We start from the raw sequence: 16,663 nt of genomic DNA, 5'->3' as shown, positions 1-16,663 counted from the left end.
CCTAGGCGCCGTTCCGGCCCCGCTGCCGCGCATCCTTGTTACACGGGAGGGCCCTCCTGGACACCGAGGTTCAGGAGGGCCCTTGGGGCTATTAGTCGGTTGCTTGCTTGTTCGGTCGTCTTGCTCAGTGCCTTATTCAGACGCCTTGTTCAGTCGTCGCTGCCGTGGCCGCCGCTGCCTCCGCTGTCGTCGCCAGGCTCAACGCCCTTGCTGTCGCCGCCCTTGTCGTCGCCTGGCTCGGCGGCCTTATGGTCGCCGCCCTTGTCGTCGCCGGCCTCGGGTGTTGTTCTAAGTCCACCGTGGTCATCGCCGGGTTCTGCGAGCCTGGATGCACTGTCTGAACGGAGACCGCCGTTGTCGTCGCCGGGCTCGGTGGCGGTCCGGAGGCCGCCCTTGTCGTCACCGGGTTCAACGGAGAGGGAGCCGCTGCCAACAAAGTTTTCTGCAGGCACTGCCACGGTTCCGCCATTGTCGTCGCCGGGCTCAGGGGTGGTCCGGAGCCCGCCCTTGTCGTCACCGGGTTCAGCAGCCATGGACGCTTTCTTGGCGGCTGATGCCTTCTTGTCGTCGGCTTGGGTGTCATCACTGGACTTCGCGGCTGACTTGGGGGTGGCCTTGGCGGAGCTGACGGCGGGGGTTCTGGTGGCAGAGTCGTCCGTTACGAGGACGTTCCTGGCGTCGTCACTGGTACCCGTGCCTGTGTTGCTCATTGACTGGGTGGTGGCGAAGGCGGCACCTCCGGTGAGGAGAACGCCGGCGACGGATAATGCGAGGGCTGCTCTTGTTTTCATGGCTCCACACTAGGAACTCGCCGTCGAGGATAGGTGCAAAGGAAATCCAAGACTTGTCCAAGATTGCCGGTGGGGTTCTCCCCCAAACCGGACCGCCCGCCCGAGGACGCGGAGAAGTGCCTGTGGGGCCGCACCGGGGCCTGCCCGGCCGTGCGGCAGACGTAAGCGGCATGCACAGGATGTGCCCGCACAGGAAAGGTAAGGCGGGCAGGGAGACGCAGATAGGCGCAGGGTCAGTCGTCGGCGCCGTGGCCGCCGCTGCCGCCACTGTCGTCACCAGGCTCGGGCGCCTTTCGCAGGCCGCCCTTGTCGTCTCCCGGCTGAACGGGAACTACCACAGCCGGGGCGGGAGCGGGCTGAATGGTCACGCCCGTTGTTCCGCCGCCGGAACCGGAGGATGACGGTGCCGGTCCACGACTGCCGGCGTTCCCGGCTGCGGTGGCGGGAGCTGTTTTGGCCGGAGCCGGCTTGGCGGTGGCTGACGCGGCAGCACCCGATTTCGCGGGGGCGGCCGTCTTCTGCGCACCGGCTGGCGTCCCTGTTGCCTGTGGTCTGGCCTTCGGCCCGGCGCTGGTGCCATGAAGGGGCGGCACTGGGCCATTCGGCAGGAGGACGATGTTGGCATTCCCGGTGCCCGGGGGCGAGACGTTCAGCACCTGCGTATTAACGGCAAGTGCGGCCGAGCCCGCTGCGAGTATGCCTGCAACGGACAGCACCAGGGCCGCTCCCGTCTTCATGGCTCCACTTTAGGGGCAATGCGGAAAAGACTGTCCCAAGGAATATCCAAGATTCGTCAAAGATCGCGGTACCGGCAGTGGGTTTGACGAGAAAAGCCGCCTGATCACGGTCGGTTCCGTGATCAGGCGGCTACTTGGTGGAGCTGAGGGGACTCGAACCCCTGACCCCCTGCATGCCATGCAGGTGCGCTACCAGCTGCGCCACAGCCCCAAGCTGCATCTTCGGAATCTTTGCGTTTTCCCGAAGCAACCCGACCAGCGTAGTCGAGAAATCGTCAGGATGCGAATTGGCGCCACGTGGCTTCCGTCACCTTCACTGCGGCACCAGAAGCCCGGCCGGGGCCACTTTCCGGCAAAGAAAAATCCGCCGGAATCTTTCGATTCCGGCGGATCATCCGGTGGAGCTGAGGGGACTCGAACCCCTGACCCCCTGCATGCCATGCAGGTGCGCTACCAGCTGCGCCACAGCCCCTTATTCTTGCTGCTTCGGGCCTCGCGCTAAGCACGCGGCGTCCGTTCTTCTGTCCGGATCTCTCCGAAGCAACTCAAATATCTTAGACCAGCGTTTCCGAAAATTCCAAATCGGGCATATTCGGCGCCGCGCGCTACTCCTGCTCGGCAGCAGTAGTGGCCTTTGCCGAAGCGTCGTCTCCCAGCTGCAGGTCCACCACCGGGCAGTCCTTCCAGAGACGTTCCAGGGCGTAGAAGACGCGGTCTTCCTCGTGCTGAACGTGGATGACGACGTCTGCGTAATCAAGCAGGACCCACCGTCCGGCCGAACGGCCTTCCCGGCGGACCGGGCGGAGATCCTGCTTCATGAGTTCCTCTTCAATGCCGTCGACTATGGCGTTCACCTGGCGTTCGCTGGGTGCTGAGGCGATCAGGAACACGTCCGCCAAAGCCAGGCGTTCGCTGACGTCAAGGGCGACGATGTTTTGGGCGATCTTGTCCGCCGCGGCCCTGGCTGCGTGCCGGGCTGTGGTGACGGACGATTCGGATGCGGTCACGGGACTCCTTGTGGTGATGAAAAAGCGTAGTGGTGGTACTGGCTGAAGTCAGCGTGAAAGGCCGCTGATGATCATGATGATGCCGGTTACGAGGGCGATTGCGCCGAGCGCCAGGACGCCAAGCTGGATCAGCCTCAACCGGTTGGCGCGGGCGAGCCCGGCCGTGGCTGCGTCCAGGGGTTCCAGCCCGTAGGCGGATTTCGCGGATACTGGCGGCAGCGCCGTCACGTCTTCGCCGGACTCGTCGGTCCAGGCCTCACTTTCGCGGGCTCCGGCCGGAGGCGCTGCTGCCGACCGCGCCGCCGCTTCCGCCCGGGCAATGACCCGCGACCGCCCGGTAGACGGTGCGCTTGGGCGGGACGCCTTGGCAGTCCGGTTGCCGCGCGCCGGCACCCGGGAACCAGGGTTGGTCACGACGGGAACATGCGAGGTGGCCGGCCGTTTCATGACGGGACGGTCCACACCGGGCACCTGTTCGAATTCCAGCGGCGTCACCATGGCGAGGTTGCTGGCGGTGGACGGACCGTTTTGTCCGCTCTGCTGGGGCGTGGTCTGTTCGGCAAGCTTCTGCTTGGCCATGGCCCGCTTGTTGAGCACAGCGGCCCGTTCGGCCAAAGCAATCTGTTGGGCCAGGATGTCCGGATCCACGGCTTCAGGGTCCGTCGCCGCGATGTGTTCCATCTTGGCGATCTGGTTCTTGGCCTGTTCGGCGAGGAGGGTACGCGCTTCAAGGGCCTGCTCCACCGTCATGCCCTCGGGCAGTTCGTTCCCCGCCGGCGTCGCGGGCCGCGGCCCCGGACCGTTGGGGGGCTGGCCTGCAGGCTTGGACCCGGTGGCTGGCGCGGGTTTGCCGGCCGGACCGGAGGAAGAGTCAGGGGAGGAAGCGGGCGATTTCCCGGTGGGGGCGCCGTCGGCCGGCGGTACAACGGGCATTGCCGAGGTAACCGCCTGCTCCTTGAGCTGCATCAGCCGCAGCTGGCGGCGCGTCGGCGGGCCGCCGCCGGAAAGCTGCTCTTCCTTTTCGGACAGCTCCTTGATGGTCCGCAGGGCGGCCCTGTCGCGGGCACGGATCTGGGACGAGCGTTCGGCGGCTGAGCCTGCTGGCGGGGAATCCGCGAGGCCCGGCGCAACCCGGCGCGCGCGTTCGGCGGCATTTTCCTGCTTGGCATCTCCGGCGGCACGCGAAGAGCCAGTCTTTTCCGGGCTGGCGGGAGCTGGCCTGCCCGTGCCCGCGGACGCCGGGCGCTTCGAGGCAGCCGTGTTTGGGGCGGGAGCCTTTGAAGCAGGCGGTTTGGAGGCAGGCGCTGACTCGCCGGCACCCGGGGGCGCGGCGTTCCGGTTCTGGGCCAGGGCTTCATCCCGGGCCTTGCGCAGTTCTCGGCGACTGCGGATCGGTTGCTGTTCCTGACTCATCTCAAACTCATTCAGTGCTGGCTGGATCGTTTGTCTCGGTAGTTTCGGAGCTGCTGTTCCCGGCCGGTGCGGCGTAGAGCCCGTATTTCGCGATGTACTGCACCACTCCGTCCGGCACCAGGTACCAGACGGGGTTATGGGCAGCAACGCGGGCGCGGCAGTCTGTGGACGAGATCGCCATGGCGGGGACCTCGAGCAGGCTGACGTCCTTTCGGCCCATGCCGTCGAGCTCATGGCCTGGCCGGGTAACTCCCACGAAGTGGGCCAGGGACCAGAGCTCGTCGATGTCCTTCCACGACAAGATTTGCGCCAGGGCGTCGGCGCCGGTGATGAAGAACAGGTCGGCGTCGGGCCGCTGCGTCCGCAGGTCGCGGAGGGTGTCGATGGTGTACGTGGGACCGGGACGGTCCACGTCGACCCGGCTTACGGTGAAACTCGGGTTTGACGCCGTCGCGATCACCGTCATCAGATAACGGTGCTCGGGTTCGCTGACCTTTTTGCTGGACTTCTGCCACGGTTGGCCGGTGGGGACGAACACGACTTCATCGAGCCCGAACTTGGCGGCCACCTCGCTGGCGGCCACAAGGTGGCCGTGATGGATGGGATCGAAGGTCCCGCCCATCACGCCCAGCCGCAGCCGGCGCTGCGTATCCTTGTGGTGCAGTGCGGCGGAAATGTTAGTGGCCCTGGCCGTGGTCGTGCTTGTTGGGGTGCTGGCGGTGCGGGTCCGCGTGCTCGTCAACCGCCGTGTGGCGCTTGCCCAGGTTGCCGTAGGAGAGCGTAACGAACATCAGCACCACGAAGATGGCAAACATCGAGATGCCGAAGACCCATGGCTCGGCCCACAAGGGTGCCCTCTCTTCGTGTTCGGCAACTGACGCGGCAATCTGCTGGAGCAGCATTTTCTCCCCTAGGAATAAAAAGGATGACGACGGCGGAGATTCCCGCCGGTCCGGACTTCTTTACTATGTTACCGCTATGTCAGGAGCGGTTTCCGCGATGTTAGCCGCGGACCTGGCCCTCGCCCTGGACAATCCACTTGGTGGTTGTCAGCTCCGTCAGCCCCATCGGGCCTCGGGCGTGAAGCTTCTGCGTGGAGATGCCTACCTCGGCACCCAGGCCCAGCTCGCCGCCGTCGGTGAAGCGCGTGGAAGCGTTCACGATGACCGCAGCGGAATCGATTTCCGCGATGAAACGCTCAGCGTTTCTCAGGTCGTTCGTCAGGATGGCTTCCGTGTGTCCGGTCGACCATGTGCGGATGTGCTTCACGGCGTCGTCCAGGCTGTCCACCATGGCCACGGCCAGGTCCAGGTCCATGTACTCGGTGGCCCAGTCGTCGTCCGTAGCCGGAACGGATTCCACCGAGGCGGGAAGCGCTGCCCGCACGCGGTCATCGGCATGCAAACGGACACCCGCCTTGCTCAGGGCTGCGGCGACAGCGGGCAGAACCGTGGAGCCGGAGTGCACCAAGAGCGTTTCCACCGTGTTGCAGACGCTGGGGCGCTGGGTCTTGGCGTTGAGGAGGATCTCCACCGCCATGTCTTCGCTGGCTGACTCGTCGATGAAGATGTGAACGTTTCCCTCGCCGGTCTCGATGACCGGCACGGAGGAGTTGTTGACGACGGTCTGGATCAGGTCACGGCCGCCGCGCGGAATCAGCACGTCGACGCGTCCGCGGGCACGCATGAGCACGTTGGCACCCTCGCGGCCGAACTGGTCCACGGTCTGCACGGCATCCGCCGGCAGGCCCACGGACTCCAGAGCGTCGCGCAGCACGCGGATGAGGGCTTCGTTGGTGAAGCCTGCTGCCGAACCGCCGCGGAGGATCACGGCGTTGCCGCTCTTGAGCGCCAGGCCGGCGATGTCCACGGTCACGTTCGGTCGAGCCTCGTAAATCGCGGCAACCACGCCCATGGGGACATTGACCTGGCGCAGGCGCAGGCCGTTGGGCAGGGTCTGGCCGCGCACCACATTGCCCACGGGATCGGGCAGGCCGGCCAGGTTTTCCAACGCGGCGGCGAGGGCGGCAATGCGGGTTTCGTTGAGGGTCAGCCGGTCCAGGAGGGCGGCGGACGTGCCGTTGGCGCGGCCCGCTTCCACGTCCTTGGTGTTCGCGGCCAGGATCTGCTGCTTGTTCGCAAGCAGGGCGTCCGCGATGGCGCGCAGGGCCTTGTCTTTCCAGGCCCGGTTGGCGCGGCCCATGCTGCGGGCGGCCTGGCGGGAGCGGTCGGCGATCGCGTACACGGCGGACTCGGTCTCAGCCGGTGTAGGCTGCCTGTCTTCCGGCAGGGTGGGGACCGTCGTAGCGTCGTTGGATGTCTCGGCTGCTTGGTTCATCAGTGCCTCAGTCATCATTCAAGTCTAGGCGAGTCCGGCGCCTAGACCAGAACCAGGTCGTCAACGTGAACAACTTCACGGTCGAAGCCGCGGCCCAGAGCCTCGCCCAGCTCCACGGTGGACCGTCCGAGCATCTGCGGCAGTTCGGCCGCGGAGTAGTTCACCAGGCCGCGGGCGATCACCGTGCCCTCCAGCGAAACCATCTCGACAGCGTCTCCGCTTTCGAAGTTGCCTTCAACAGCCTTGATGCCGGCGGGCAGCAGCGAGGTGCGGTTGTCCCGCACGGCCCGGACGGCGCCGTCGTCCAGGATCAGCCGTCCCTGCACATGGGCGAGGTGCGCGAGCCACATCATCCGGACGGACTTGCGTCCGCCATTGACGGTAAACCAGGTTCCGACGTCCTCGCCGGCCAGCGCGGAAGCGGCGTTGGCGGTGGACGTGACGAGGGCAGGGATGCCCGAATCGGCCGCCATCAGGGCGGCCTCCACCTTGGTCTGCATGCCGCCGGTGCCCACGCCGGCCTTGCCGGTCTTGCCGATGGAGACGCCGTCGAGGTCCTCAGGACCGTCCACCTGGGGAATCCGTTTTGCGCCCTGGGCGGGTGGGCCGTCATACAGGGAGTCGACGTCGGACAGCAGCACCAGTGCATCGGCGCGCACCAGGTGCGCCACGAGGGCTGACAGGCGATCGTTGTCGCCGAAACGGATCTTGTGGGTGGCCACGGTGTCATTCTCGTTGACGACGGGCACGACACCGAGGTTCAGGAGCCGGTTTAGGGCCCGGAATGCATTCTGGTGGTGGCTGCGGCGCATGAGGTCATCGGCGGTGAGGAGCACCTGGCTCACGGTGACGCCGTGGGCGGCGAACGCATGGGTATACCGGGCCATCAGCAGTCCTTGGCCCACGCTGGCAGCGGCCTGCTGGGTGGCGAGGTCGCGGGGACGCTTCGCCAGGCCGAGCGGCGCGAGGCCGGCCGAGATGGCGCCGGAAGACACGAGGATGATCTCGGTGCCCGCATTGCACTTGGCGGCCAGCGCGTCCGAAAGCTCGGTCAGCGCCTCCTCCGATATTCCGCCCTTGATGCTGGTAAGGGACGACGATCCTACTTTGACCACAATGCGGCGCGCCCTGGCGAGCATGCTGCGGTCGTCGGTCTTGGGTTCCTCGATGACAATTGCGGAAGTATCAGTCACGTGTGCGGGTTCACTCCTCATGTTCGGTGTTCAGTCCACTCTCCTTGAGGGGCCGGGCCGCCCGGCGCGCGCTGACGGACTCGGTCCAGATGCCGGCCTTACGCTCGGCTTCCAGCTCGGCCCGTGCCGCTGCCTTCGCGTCGCGGCGTTCGATCTGTTCCTCGCGCTTCTGGCCGCGGGTGGGACGGTCGCCGATGTCTGCGAAACGGACGTCCGTGCCGCGCGGCGAAGCCAGCAGCTCGGCGCCAGCCATCATGGTCGGCTCCCAGTCGAACACCACGCCGTCGTCCTCACCGATCACTACGGTGTCGCCGGGCTTGGCGCCCTGCTTGAACAGCTCGGTTTCGACGCCGAGCTTGGCCAGGCGGTCGGCAAGGTAGCCAATGGCTTCCTCATTGGTGAAGTCCGTCTGCTTGACCCAGCGCACGGGCTTTTCACCCAGCACGCGGAACAGCGGCTCCAGGTTTTTCTCCTCGCGGCGGATCCGGAAACCGGTCTCGTTGACGGCGCGGGGCCGCAGCACTGGTGCGTGCACCTTCGGCGGCGTGGCTGCCACGCTGTCGCGGGCGGCCTTGACGATCTCCGCCATGGCGAAGCCAAGCTGGCGCAGGCCCTCATGGCTTGTGGCTGAAACTTCGAAGACACGGTAGCCACGGGATTCAAGCTCAGGCCGAACGAACTCGGCCATGTCCTTGCCATCCGGCAGGTCGACCTTGTTAAGTGCCACCAGCCGGGGGCGGTGGTTGAGCGGGACGACTTCGCCGTCCGAGCCGGCGTAGCTCATGTCCACCGCATACTTTTCGAGTTCGGTTTCGATAATTGCGAGGTCGGAGAGTGGATCTCGGTCAGATTCCAGCGTACCGCAGTCCAAAACGTGCACCAAAGCCGCACAGCGCTCGACATGGCGAAGGAAATTGTGGCCCAGGCCCTTGCCTTCACTGGCACCCTCGATGAGGCCCGGAACGTCGGCAATGGTGAAACGCACGTCGCCGGCCTGGACCACGCCAAGGTTGGGGATGAGGGTGGTGAAGGGGTAATCGGCAATCTTGGGGCGGGCGGCCGACATGGCCGCGATCAGGCTGGACTTGCCGGCGGAGGGGAAACCTACCAGGGCAATGTCGGCGATCGACTTCAGCTCCAGGACGATATCGGCGGCGTCACCCTCGATGCCTAGCAGGGCGAACCCCGGCGCCCGCCGCTTCTGCGAGGACAGCGCGGCGTTCCCGAGACCTCCGATGCCGCCGGACGCTGCGACAAACTCGGTGCCCTCCCCCACGAGGTCAGCAAGTACCTTTCCGTCCTTGGTCTTGACGACAGTCCCCTCGGGGACAGGCAGGATCAGGGTTTCGCCGTTCTTGCCGCCGCGCCAGTCACCCATGCCGGGGCCGCCGTTGGTGGCGTGCCGGTGGGGTGCGTGGTGGTAGTCCAGCAGCGTGGTGGTCTGCGAGTCGACGCGCAGGATGACGTCGCCGCCGTTGCCGCCGTTGCCGCCATCGGGCCCGCCCAGCGGCTTGAACTTCTCACGGTGAACGGAGACACAGCCGTGGCCGCCGGTACCGCCGGATACGTGCAGTACTACCCGGTCTACAAAGCTCGCCACGTTGAATCTCCTCTGTTGCTGATCAGGCCGTCCTGGACGTCCAAATCGATTGTAATGCGGTTAAAAGAACAGTGGAGCGAGCCATCATGGCCCGCTCCACCGATTCAGAACTTGTTGTTACTCTGCAGCTGCAGCAGCAACGATGTTGACGACCCGACGGCCACGGCGTGTGCCGAATTCAACGGCGCCTGCCTGCAGGGCGAACAGGGTGTCGTCGCCGCCACGGCCAACGCCCGCACCGGGGTGGAAGTGGGTGCCGCGCTGGCGGACGATGATCTCGCCAGCGGAAACTACCTGGCCGCCGAAGCGCTTGACGCCGAGGTACTGGGCGTTGGAGTCACGACCGTTGCGAGTGGAGCTCGCACCTTTTTTGTGTGCCATTTGGAATGCCTGCCTTTAATTCTTGAGACTGCGGGAAACCTGAACAGTAACCGGTAGTTAGTTGATACCGGTGATCTTGACCTTGGTCAGTTCCTGACGGTGACCCTGGCGCTTCTTGTAACCGGTCTTGTTCTTGAACTTCTGGATGACGATCTTCGGACCACGGAGGTCCTGGAGGATCTCAGCCGTAACAGTTACCTTGGCCAGGTCCGCAGCTGCGGAGGTGACCTTGTCACCGTCCACCAGAAGCAGCGCGGGCAGCTCAATGGTGCTGCCAGCTCCACCGGCGACGCGGTTCAGGGTAACGAAGTCTCCAACGGAAACCTTCTCTTGGCGGCCGCCTGCGCGGACAATCGCGTACACCACTTGGGAACTCACTTCTCTCGACGTCTATTACTAAATTTGCGTGCGGAAGCCGGGTCCGGAAATTGGCCTGGTTCTCGCTGTGCCTCAACGCCGTGGATTCCCCGGGGGAACCCGTGAGCTATCCCAGGAACATGTCCGAATGGACGATCCCGGGTCATAACCCAAGTGTTGGCGTAAGCACCGAAGATCTAGAATACGCTAATTCCGTCGTCGGCCGCAAATGAGGCTGGCAGCGGCGGGTTGTCCGTGATAAGCGCCACAGTGGCCGCTTTCCCGAACATCCGATGCCGTGCGCGACCATCTTACCGGGTAGCGGGCCCGCTTCCGCTCAGCTGTGGCGGCCCGGCGCGTCGAAAAATTCCACCTCGTACCGGCAGGAGTGCCGGAAAGCAGTGATCATCGCTTCGCGCTCCCCCGCTGACGCGGCGCGGCCGGCGTCGTCGGCGATGTCGATGGCCCGCAGGGTGGCGGCAGCGAAGTCCTCGTCGGCGTATGTCCGCAGCCACTCGGCGTACGGGTGCCCGGCCTGCGCCCCTGCGGCCACATACTGCGCGTGAAGGGTCTCCCCCACCTCGGCGTACAGCCAGAAGCACGGCAGGACCGCGGCAACCAGCACCGCGTAACTGCCGCCCACCGAAGCCGCCAGCAGATGATCGACGTAAGCCTTAGTGACCGGGCCCAGTTCCGGCTGCACGGTTCGCGTGCTGAGCCAGTTGCGGTGCAGTTCCGATTCAACTTCGAGGCATTGCTGGGCGGAGCGCGCCCAGAACAGCTGCTCGGACTCGGTTGGCGCAAGCGCGCTGGCCCTTGCCAGGACCCGGGAGTAGCCGTTCAGGTATATGGCGTCCTGTGCCAGGTAGTACGCGAATTCCTTCTCCGCCAGGGTGCCGTCGCCAAGCCCACGGATGAATCCCAGGCCATAGATGTCTTCCAGGTAGGCAACGGTCCCGGCGCGCAGCAGTTCCGCGAAGCCGCCCCTGGGCTCGGGCTGGGGTGTCGTTTCGGTCTGGCGGACGTGGTGGAAATGGTTGATCGGTCCGTTGCCGGCCCCGACCTCCAGCAACCCGGACGTGCGGAGGGCCCCGGCCAGCCACGGTTTGACCGCCCGCAGTGACGCTTCCCAGTCACCGAGCCGCGCCTGGGCCGTGGCCATGGCCGAGGAGAGCGAGCATCCGGTGCCGTGGCTGTTCCGCGTGCTGATCCGTTCGCCCGCAACCTCCACCACCGTCGCCGAGAGCAGTCCGGCGGTGTTCACGAGGGCGTCCGGACAGGTTGAGCCGTTCAGGTGCCCGCCTTTGACGAGGACCGTGGCACCTGTCTGGTCTGCCAGCTGCCTGCCCTGGTCAAGGGCGGCGGCCCAGTCCGCGGCCTCCGGTTCTCCGAGCAGCATGGCCAGTTCGGGAAGATTGGGGGTGATCAGATCTGCCAGGGGCAGCAGTTTCCGGAGGGCTGCCTCTGCCGACTCCTGGAGGAGGCGGTCACCGCTGGTAGCCACCATCACCGGATCGAGAACCACGACGCCGGGCCTTACCTTCTCGAGCCAGCTGCGGACAGCGGCGATGACACGTGCATCGCCCAGCATGCCGATCTTCACGGCGTCCACGTGGATGTCCTCGCTGACAGCGTCCAGTTGCGCTGACAGGAAGGAAGCCGGCGGAACGTGCACGCCGCGCACGCCGGTGGTGTTCTGCGCAGTGAGGGCCGTTATTGCGGCCATCCCGTAGCCGCCGTGCGCCGCAATGCTTTTCAGATCGGCCTGGATGCCTGCACCGCCGGAAGGATCCGAGCCTGCGATGGCCAGGACCCGGGGAACGTCATGCGAGGTCTGGATGGCCGGCTCAACGGTTTCCAGAAGCGACTTGTCGGCGGCCGCGGGTGCAGGCAGGAGTGATGCTGATGGCAGTGCTGATGACAAGGAAGACATCCCTTCGCCGGTGCTAACCGGACAGGTTCAACGGGTTTGGATCTCAGCCGGCCCGTGCGCGGCACCCCGTGTCAGTCCTCCAGCCTAGCGGTTCGTCCAGCCTGCGGCCCCAAATTTGGCGTTTGCGACAGGCTTCCGCGGGCGCTGGTGGACTCTGCCCTCTGCCTTCTGACGAATGCCCGGAACCAGAAAGGTCCGGCACCGCAGCCGCGGTGCCGGACCTTATTACTGGCGGCCCCGGAGGTCAGTCACCCGGGAGCCCAGGGAGCTCGGAGTCCGCTTGTCCTACAGTTCTGAGGCGGGTACGCCGACCCCCAGAATGATCGGTTCGCTGGCCGGCTGCGGAGCCGCCTTCGGCGTCTCCGCATTGCCTGCCTCGGGCGCCTTGGCCTCGTGCGAGTGCCCGGCAGCTGCAGCCGGAGCAACCTCGTGGTGTTCCACGGATGTCTCGTTGGCTGCACCCTGGGCACGGCTGGCACTGCGGTTGCGGCGCGGACGGCGGCTGCGGGACGGTGCCGCGGGGCTTTCCAGCGGCTGCCGTTCCGCACGCTGAACCGCGGGCTGGCTTTCGGCCTGCTGACCCTCCGGCTGCCCGCTTTCCGGGCGGACCGCCGCGGGAGCCTCGTCCTTGGCCTCCTCCTCTTCGCCGGAGGCAATCGGAGCGCCGAGGTGCGCGAACGCCTCCTCCAGGCGGTCCAGCGTCAGGGCCGGCGCTTCCTTGACCGGTTCCTCGCTGTGATCGACAAACGGAAGAACCACTTTCTCGCCGCCGAAAGTGAGCACTGCGCCGGGCCGTCCGGAGACGCTTTCCGTTTCCGGAGCGCGGTGCACCACGGGGCTTTCCGGTGCGGCGGCAGCGGGTGCGGCGGACCGGGCGGCCTCACCCGACGCTGCGGCACTGTGCGCAGCTTCTTCCTCATGCAGGTGTGCGGCGTGGGCCGCTGCAGCGATGTTGGCGAGGGCTGCGCGGGTCGCTTCAGCCTTGGCGTGGCGCTCCGCGTCCGACGGTTCGGGGTGGTGCGGCACGGCAGGGGCGGCCGGAGCTGTCTCGGAGGACGGCTGTCCGCCCTTGCCGCGGCGGCGCTTCCGCTCCGTACGGGCCGGCGGCTGGACCTCGGCGCGGTGCACGTGGTGTTCAGCGGCCACGGTGTTGGCGCGTCGGTGCTCCACAGGCTCGTCGTGGGTGACGACGCCCCGGCCCGCACATGCCTCGCACTGCTCGCCGAAGACTTCCAGGAGGCCGGTGCCCATGCGCTTGCGCGTCATCTGCACGAGTCCCAGGGAGGTCACTTCGGCAACCTGGTGCTTGGTCCGGTCGCGGCCCAGGCATTCCACCATACGGCGCAGGACCAGGTCGCGGTTGGACTCCAGCACCATGTCGATGAAGTCGATGACGATGATGCCGCCGATGTCGCGCAGCCGCAGCTGGCGGACAACTTCCTCGGCAGCCTCAAGGTTGTTCTTGGTGACGGTCTCTTCGAGGTTGCCGCCGCTGCCGGTGAACTTGCCGGTGTTGACGTCAACCACCGTCATGGCCTCGGTCCGGTCAATGACCAGGGAGCCGCCGGACGGCAGGAACACCTTACGGTCGAGGGCCTTGTGGATCTGTTCGTCGATGCGCCAGGCGGCGAAGATGTCCTCGTCCTTGGTCCACTTTTCGAGCCGGCCCACCAGGTCCGGTGCAACGTAGGTGACGTAGGCCTCGATGGTGTCCCACGCTTCGTCGCCGGAGACGATCAGCTTGGAGAAGTCCTCGTTGAAGACATCGCGCACAACCTTGATGGTCAGGTCCGGTTCGCCGTAGAGGAGTTCCGGGGCGAGGACCTTGGTGGACTTCGCCTGGCTCTCAATCCCCTCCCACTGGGCACGGAGACGGTTGATGTCGTGGGTCAGTTCCTCCTCGGAAGCCCCCTCTGCAGCCGTGCGCACAATGACGCCAGCGTCCTCGGGGAGACGGTCCTTGAGGATTCGCTTCAGGCGGTTGCGTTCGACGTCGGGCAGCTTGCGGGAGATGCCGGTCATGGACCCGCCGGGGACGTACACGAGGTAACGGCCGGGCAGGGAGATCTGGCTGGTCAGCCGCGCACCCTTGTGGCCCACCGGATCCTTGGTGACCTGGACCAGGACAGAGTCGCCGGACTTCAGCGCGTTCTCGATGCGGCGCTGCTTGCCTTCGAGGTTGACGGCTTCCCAGTTCACTTCGCCGGCGTACAGCACGGCGTTGCGGCCGCGCCCGATGTCCACGAAGGCAGCTTCCATGGACGGCAGAACGTTCTGGACCTTGCCCAGGTAGACGTTGCCGATCAGGGAGTCCTGCTGCGTCTTGGAGACGAAATGTTCGGCCAGGACGCCGTCTTCCAGGACACCGATCTGGATTCTGTCGTCACGCTGGCGCACGATCATCTGGCGGTCCACGGATTCCCGGCGGGCCAGGAACTCAGCCTCGGTGATCACCGTGCGGCGGCGGCCGGTGTCGCGTGATTCGCGGCGGCGCTGCTTCTTGGCTTCCAGGCGGGTGGAGCCCTTGACGCTGGTGACGCGGTTGCTCGCCGGGGCCTCGCTGATGGTCCGCGGGGCGCGGACGCGGGTGACCGTGTTGGGGGGATCGTCTTCTCCGCCGCCGGTCAGTTCCAGATCCTGGTCGCCGCGGCGGCGGCGACGGCGACGGCGGGACGTCACGCCGTCTTCGAGCGGCGCACCGTCGTCTTCGCCGGCCTCGTCGGAAACCTCAGTGTCTTCATCGCCGTCGGTGATCTCACGGTCGGTCCGGCTGCGGCCGCGGCGGCCGCGGCCGCGCCGCCGGCGCCGCCCGCTGTCGTCGTCCTCCAGCTCGTCCTCGCCGTCCTCGGCGGCTGCCTCCTCCTTCGCGGCGGAAGCAGCAGGGCGGACCACTGTGTTCAGGTCAGGGGCCTGGAAGATGATCGACGTCACTGACGACGGTTCCAGGAAAAGCGAACCCAGGGGCGACTGCCCGGCGGCCTCTTCCTCGGCCTCTTCCTCGCCAGCGGACTCCTGTGCAGTCACGGGTGCAGCAGGGGCTGGCGCTGCCTGGGCATCAGGGGCGCCGACGGCCGGGGCGGGCTCATCAGCCTGACCGGCTGAAGGCGCCTCAGTGGCTGTCCCGGTAGCGGCCGGAGCGGGCGCCTCGGCAGAGTCCGCTGACTCAACGGGGCTTTCGGCCGGCTCCGCGGCCTTGGGCTTTGTTGCCCGGCGGCGGCGTACAGGCTTGGATTCGGCGGCCGGCTCTGCAGTTGCCTGCTCAGTGGCGGCCGGTACGGCCGCAGCCTCGACTGCCGGCTCCGTGGCGGCTATCTGCGCGCCACCTTCCTGCACATCAACTTCGGCCCCGGCAGCTTCCGCAAACGCGGGCAGCGGTTCTTCGGCGACCTTCTTCCGGGCGCGGGTCCGGCGGACCGGGGTCTTGGCAGGGGCTTCTGCGGCCTCTCCGCCAGCCGACTCCGGCACTGCCGTTTCAGGTGCTGCAGTTTCAGGTGCCGCGCCTTCTGACATCAGGGTTTCCGGAGCGGGCAGTTCCGACGCCGGGGTCTCCGTGGCAGCTGCTGCGGCCTTGGGCGCCGCCTTGCGGCGGGTCCGGGTGGCTTTCTTGGGGGCCTCAGCGGCGGCTTCGCCGGTGGCAGCCGGTTCTTCGTTGACGGCTATAACCTGGTCATTATCCATATGTGGCAACACTCCTGCCCCTGACGTGCCGCCACATTCGGCACCCATTGGGGCACATATTGTCAAAACCCGCAGGCATTGACAGAAGTCAATTGGATACCAGCAGGCTCGCACCGGCAGTGGGGTGCGGCAGGCCTGACAGGCCGGCGGGATTGTTACTGGAACCCGTTGTTTCTGACAACCACAACCAGGTGCCGTCCAATGGAAGGTGGGAGGCTGGATCTTCATTCCAAAGCCTGCACCACTGCTCATTGGCGGTCTTGGGAACAAGCCACCGGACTGGAGTTCGAATGTGGTTCGCGCTCCAGCCACGTTCATTCTCTCATATTGCTGTTCAAATACGTTGTAATTGTGTGACAAAGACGGTCAATGCCGCCATTGGCTACGGGTACAGCCTCCGTGAAGGTGGCGGCGCTACAATCTGGGCAGGAGCACCCCAGACAAAGGAAGCCATCCCATGCCACGCACTACGCCTTCCACCGGCACGGACTACGAACAGGACCAGCAGGACGGTGCCCGGCCCGCCGCAGCGTCGGCCGGTGCCGCCGTACCGGCCATGACGCGCGACCGCCCCTTCGGCTGGCTGCTGGTCATCACCGGCGTTGTGGGCTGGCTGGCATCCGGCATTCTGGTGCTGGAAAAGCTTGAGGTCCTCAAGGATCCCAACCATGCCACCGTGTGCGACGTGAACCCCTGGATTTCCTGCGGGCAGGTCATGCAGACGTGGCAGAGTTCGGTCTTCGGTTTCCCGAACATGTTCATCGGAATAGTCGCCTTCGCCATCACCACCACAGTGGGGATGGCGCTGCTTGCCGGCGCCCGGTTCGCCCGCTGGTACTGGCTCGGGATGCAGGCCGGCATCACCCTCGGCTTCATCTTCGTGGTGTGGCTGTGGTCGCAGGCCCTGTACTCCATCCACATCCTGTGCCCGTTCTGCATGGTGGTCTGGGCCGCGATGATTCCGCTCTTCGTCTGGGTCACCGTGCGCAACGTGGTCCACGGCGTGATTCCGGCACCGGCACGCCTGGCCCGGATCCTGGGCGACTCCGGCTGGATCATCACGGCGCTGCTCTACGTAGCCGTAATTGCGACTATCTTCTTCGCGTTCATCCAAGTGTTCGCCGGCACGTCGGGCTTCTAGCAGCGCAGGCTTCTAGCAAGCGCGAACGTACAGTTGTGGCCCCTGACTCCGGAGAGTGAGGGGCCACAACTGTACGTTCGCGCTTAACCTGCCGG

14 protein-coding genes, 2 tRNA genes and 1 riboswitch are annotated in these 16,663 nt (G+C 66.1%); of the genes, 1 reads left to right on the top strand and 15 read right to left on the bottom strand.

What is annotated here, in order from left to right:
• Positions 1-149 precede the first annotated feature (149 nt).
• The 15 genes from G9E11_RS02220 to G9E11_RS02150 form a co-directional block, all read right to left on the bottom strand.
• On the bottom strand, positions 150-791 hold the full coding sequence (locus G9E11_RS02220; RefSeq protein ID WP_190602546.1) for a hypothetical protein: 642 nt from the start codon (positions 789-791) through the stop codon (positions 150-152).
• Between the two features lie 233 nt (positions 792-1,024).
• Positions 1,025-1,528, bottom strand: coding sequence for a hypothetical protein (locus G9E11_RS02215; protein WP_190602544.1), 504 nt, complete (start codon positions 1,526-1,528; stop codon positions 1,025-1,027).
• 135 nt (positions 1,529-1,663) lie between these two features.
• Positions 1,664-1,739, bottom strand: a tRNA-Ala gene (locus G9E11_RS02210).
• Between the two features lie 188 nt (positions 1,740-1,927).
• Positions 1,928-2,000, bottom strand: a tRNA-Ala gene (locus tag G9E11_RS02205).
• 133 nt (positions 2,001-2,133) lie between these two features.
• On the bottom strand, positions 2,134-2,535 hold the full coding sequence (rsfS, locus tag G9E11_RS02200) for a ribosome silencing factor (protein ID WP_190602542.1): 402 nt from the start codon (positions 2,533-2,535) through the stop codon (positions 2,134-2,136).
• A 48-nt stretch (positions 2,536-2,583) separates the two neighbouring features.
• Positions 2,584-3,948 carry a hypothetical protein gene (locus G9E11_RS02195; RefSeq protein WP_190602540.1) on the bottom strand — a complete coding sequence of 455 codons (1,365 nt, stop codon included), beginning with the start codon at positions 3,946-3,948 and terminating at the stop codon, positions 2,584-2,586.
• Positions 3,949-3,955: 7 nt separating this feature from the next.
• Positions 3,956-4,612, bottom strand: coding sequence for a nicotinate-nucleotide adenylyltransferase (gene nadD / locus G9E11_RS02190; protein WP_194717840.1), 657 nt, complete (start codon positions 4,610-4,612; stop codon positions 3,956-3,958).
• 13 nt (positions 4,613-4,625) lie between these two features.
• Positions 4,626-4,850 carry a hypothetical protein gene (locus G9E11_RS02185; RefSeq protein WP_190602538.1) on the bottom strand — a complete coding sequence of 75 codons (225 nt, stop codon included), beginning with the start codon at positions 4,848-4,850 and terminating at the stop codon, positions 4,626-4,628.
• 100 nt (positions 4,851-4,950) lie between these two features.
• Positions 4,951-6,300, bottom strand: a complete 1,350-nt coding sequence (locus tag G9E11_RS02180; protein WP_190602535.1) for a glutamate-5-semialdehyde dehydrogenase — start codon at positions 6,298-6,300, stop codon at positions 4,951-4,953.
• Between the two features lie 26 nt (positions 6,301-6,326).
• Entirely contained in the window at positions 6,327-7,424 is a 1,098-nt protein-coding gene (gene proB, locus G9E11_RS02175; RefSeq protein ID WP_190603581.1) for a glutamate 5-kinase, read from the bottom strand.
• A 64-nt stretch (positions 7,425-7,488) separates the two neighbouring features.
• Positions 7,489-9,078 carry a GTPase ObgE gene (obgE, locus tag G9E11_RS02170; protein WP_190602533.1) on the bottom strand — a complete coding sequence of 530 codons (1,590 nt, stop codon included), beginning with the start codon at positions 9,076-9,078 and terminating at the stop codon, positions 7,489-7,491.
• A gap of 117 nt (positions 9,079-9,195) precedes the next feature.
• Positions 9,196-9,459 carry a 50S ribosomal protein L27 gene (rpmA, locus tag G9E11_RS02165; protein ID WP_003803426.1) on the bottom strand — a complete coding sequence of 88 codons (264 nt, stop codon included), beginning with the start codon at positions 9,457-9,459 and terminating at the stop codon, positions 9,196-9,198.
• Between the two features lie 57 nt (positions 9,460-9,516).
• Positions 9,517-9,825 carry a 50S ribosomal protein L21 gene (rplU, locus tag G9E11_RS02160; RefSeq protein WP_111905608.1) on the bottom strand — a complete coding sequence of 103 codons (309 nt, stop codon included), beginning with the start codon at positions 9,823-9,825 and terminating at the stop codon, positions 9,517-9,519.
• Between the two features lie 328 nt (positions 9,826-10,153).
• A complete protein-coding gene (locus G9E11_RS02155) occupies positions 10,154-11,749 on the bottom strand; it encodes a bifunctional hydroxymethylpyrimidine kinase/phosphomethylpyrimidine kinase (protein WP_246468640.1) in 1,596 nt (531 codons plus the stop codon).
• Positions 11,732-11,828, bottom strand: a riboswitch (TPP riboswitch). Its footprint overlaps the gene before it by 18 nt.
• A gap of 206 nt (positions 11,829-12,034) precedes the next feature.
• Positions 12,035-15,427 (bottom strand): Rne/Rng family ribonuclease, encoded by a 3,393-nt coding sequence (locus tag G9E11_RS02150; protein WP_190602530.1) that lies wholly within the window; start codon positions 15,425-15,427, stop codon positions 12,035-12,037.
• A 457-nt stretch (positions 15,428-15,884) separates the two neighbouring features.
• On the opposite strand from G9E11_RS02150, the gene G9E11_RS02145 reads away from it, so the two are divergent.
• Positions 15,885-16,568 (top strand): vitamin K epoxide reductase family protein, encoded by a 684-nt coding sequence (locus G9E11_RS02145; protein WP_190602528.1) that lies wholly within the window; start codon positions 15,885-15,887, stop codon positions 16,566-16,568.
• The last annotated feature ends 95 nt before the right edge of the window (positions 16,569-16,663 follow it).

It is taken from the genome of Arthrobacter ipis (assembly GCF_014694315.1).
Classification (GTDB): domain Bacteria; phylum Actinomycetota; class Actinomycetes; order Actinomycetales; family Micrococcaceae; genus Arthrobacter; species Arthrobacter ipis.
This window is presented reverse-complemented; position numbering and strand designations above follow the sequence as displayed.

Bases quoted from the DNA above. Each gene is read 5' to 3' on its own strand.
- G9E11_RS02220 (WP_190602546.1), bottom strand. From the start codon at position 791: ATGAAAACAAGAGCAGCCCTCGCATTATCCGTCGCCGGCGTTCTCCTC.
- G9E11_RS02215 (WP_190602544.1), bottom strand. From the start codon at position 1,528: ATGAAGACGGGAGCGGCCCTGGTGCTGTCCGTTGCAGGCATACTCGCA.
- G9E11_RS02195 (WP_190602540.1), bottom strand. From the start codon at position 3,948: ATGAGTCAGGAACAGCAACCGATCCGCAGTCGCCGAGAACTGCGCAAG.
- G9E11_RS02185 (WP_190602538.1), bottom strand. From the start codon at position 4,850: ATGCTGCTCCAGCAGATTGCCGCGTCAGTTGCCGAACACGAAGAGAGG.
- G9E11_RS02180 (WP_190602535.1), bottom strand. From the start codon at position 6,300: ATGACTGAGGCACTGATGAACCAAGCAGCCGAGACATCCAACGACGCT.
- proB (WP_190603581.1), bottom strand. From the start codon at position 7,424: ATGCTCGCCAGGGCGCGCCGCATTGTGGTCAAAGTAGGATCGTCGTCC.
- rpmA (WP_003803426.1), bottom strand. From the start codon at position 9,459: ATGGCACACAAAAAAGGTGCGAGCTCCACTCGCAACGGTCGTGACTCC.
- G9E11_RS02155 (WP_246468640.1), bottom strand. From the start codon at position 11,749: ATGTCTTCCTTGTCATCAGCACTGCCATCAGCATCACTCCTGCCTGCA.
- G9E11_RS02150 (WP_190602530.1), bottom strand. From the start codon at position 15,427: ATGGATAATGACCAGGTTATAGCCGTCAACGAAGAACCGGCTGCCACC.
- G9E11_RS02145 (WP_190602528.1), top strand. From the start codon at position 15,885: ATGCCACGCACTACGCCTTCCACCGGCACGGACTACGAACAGGACCAG.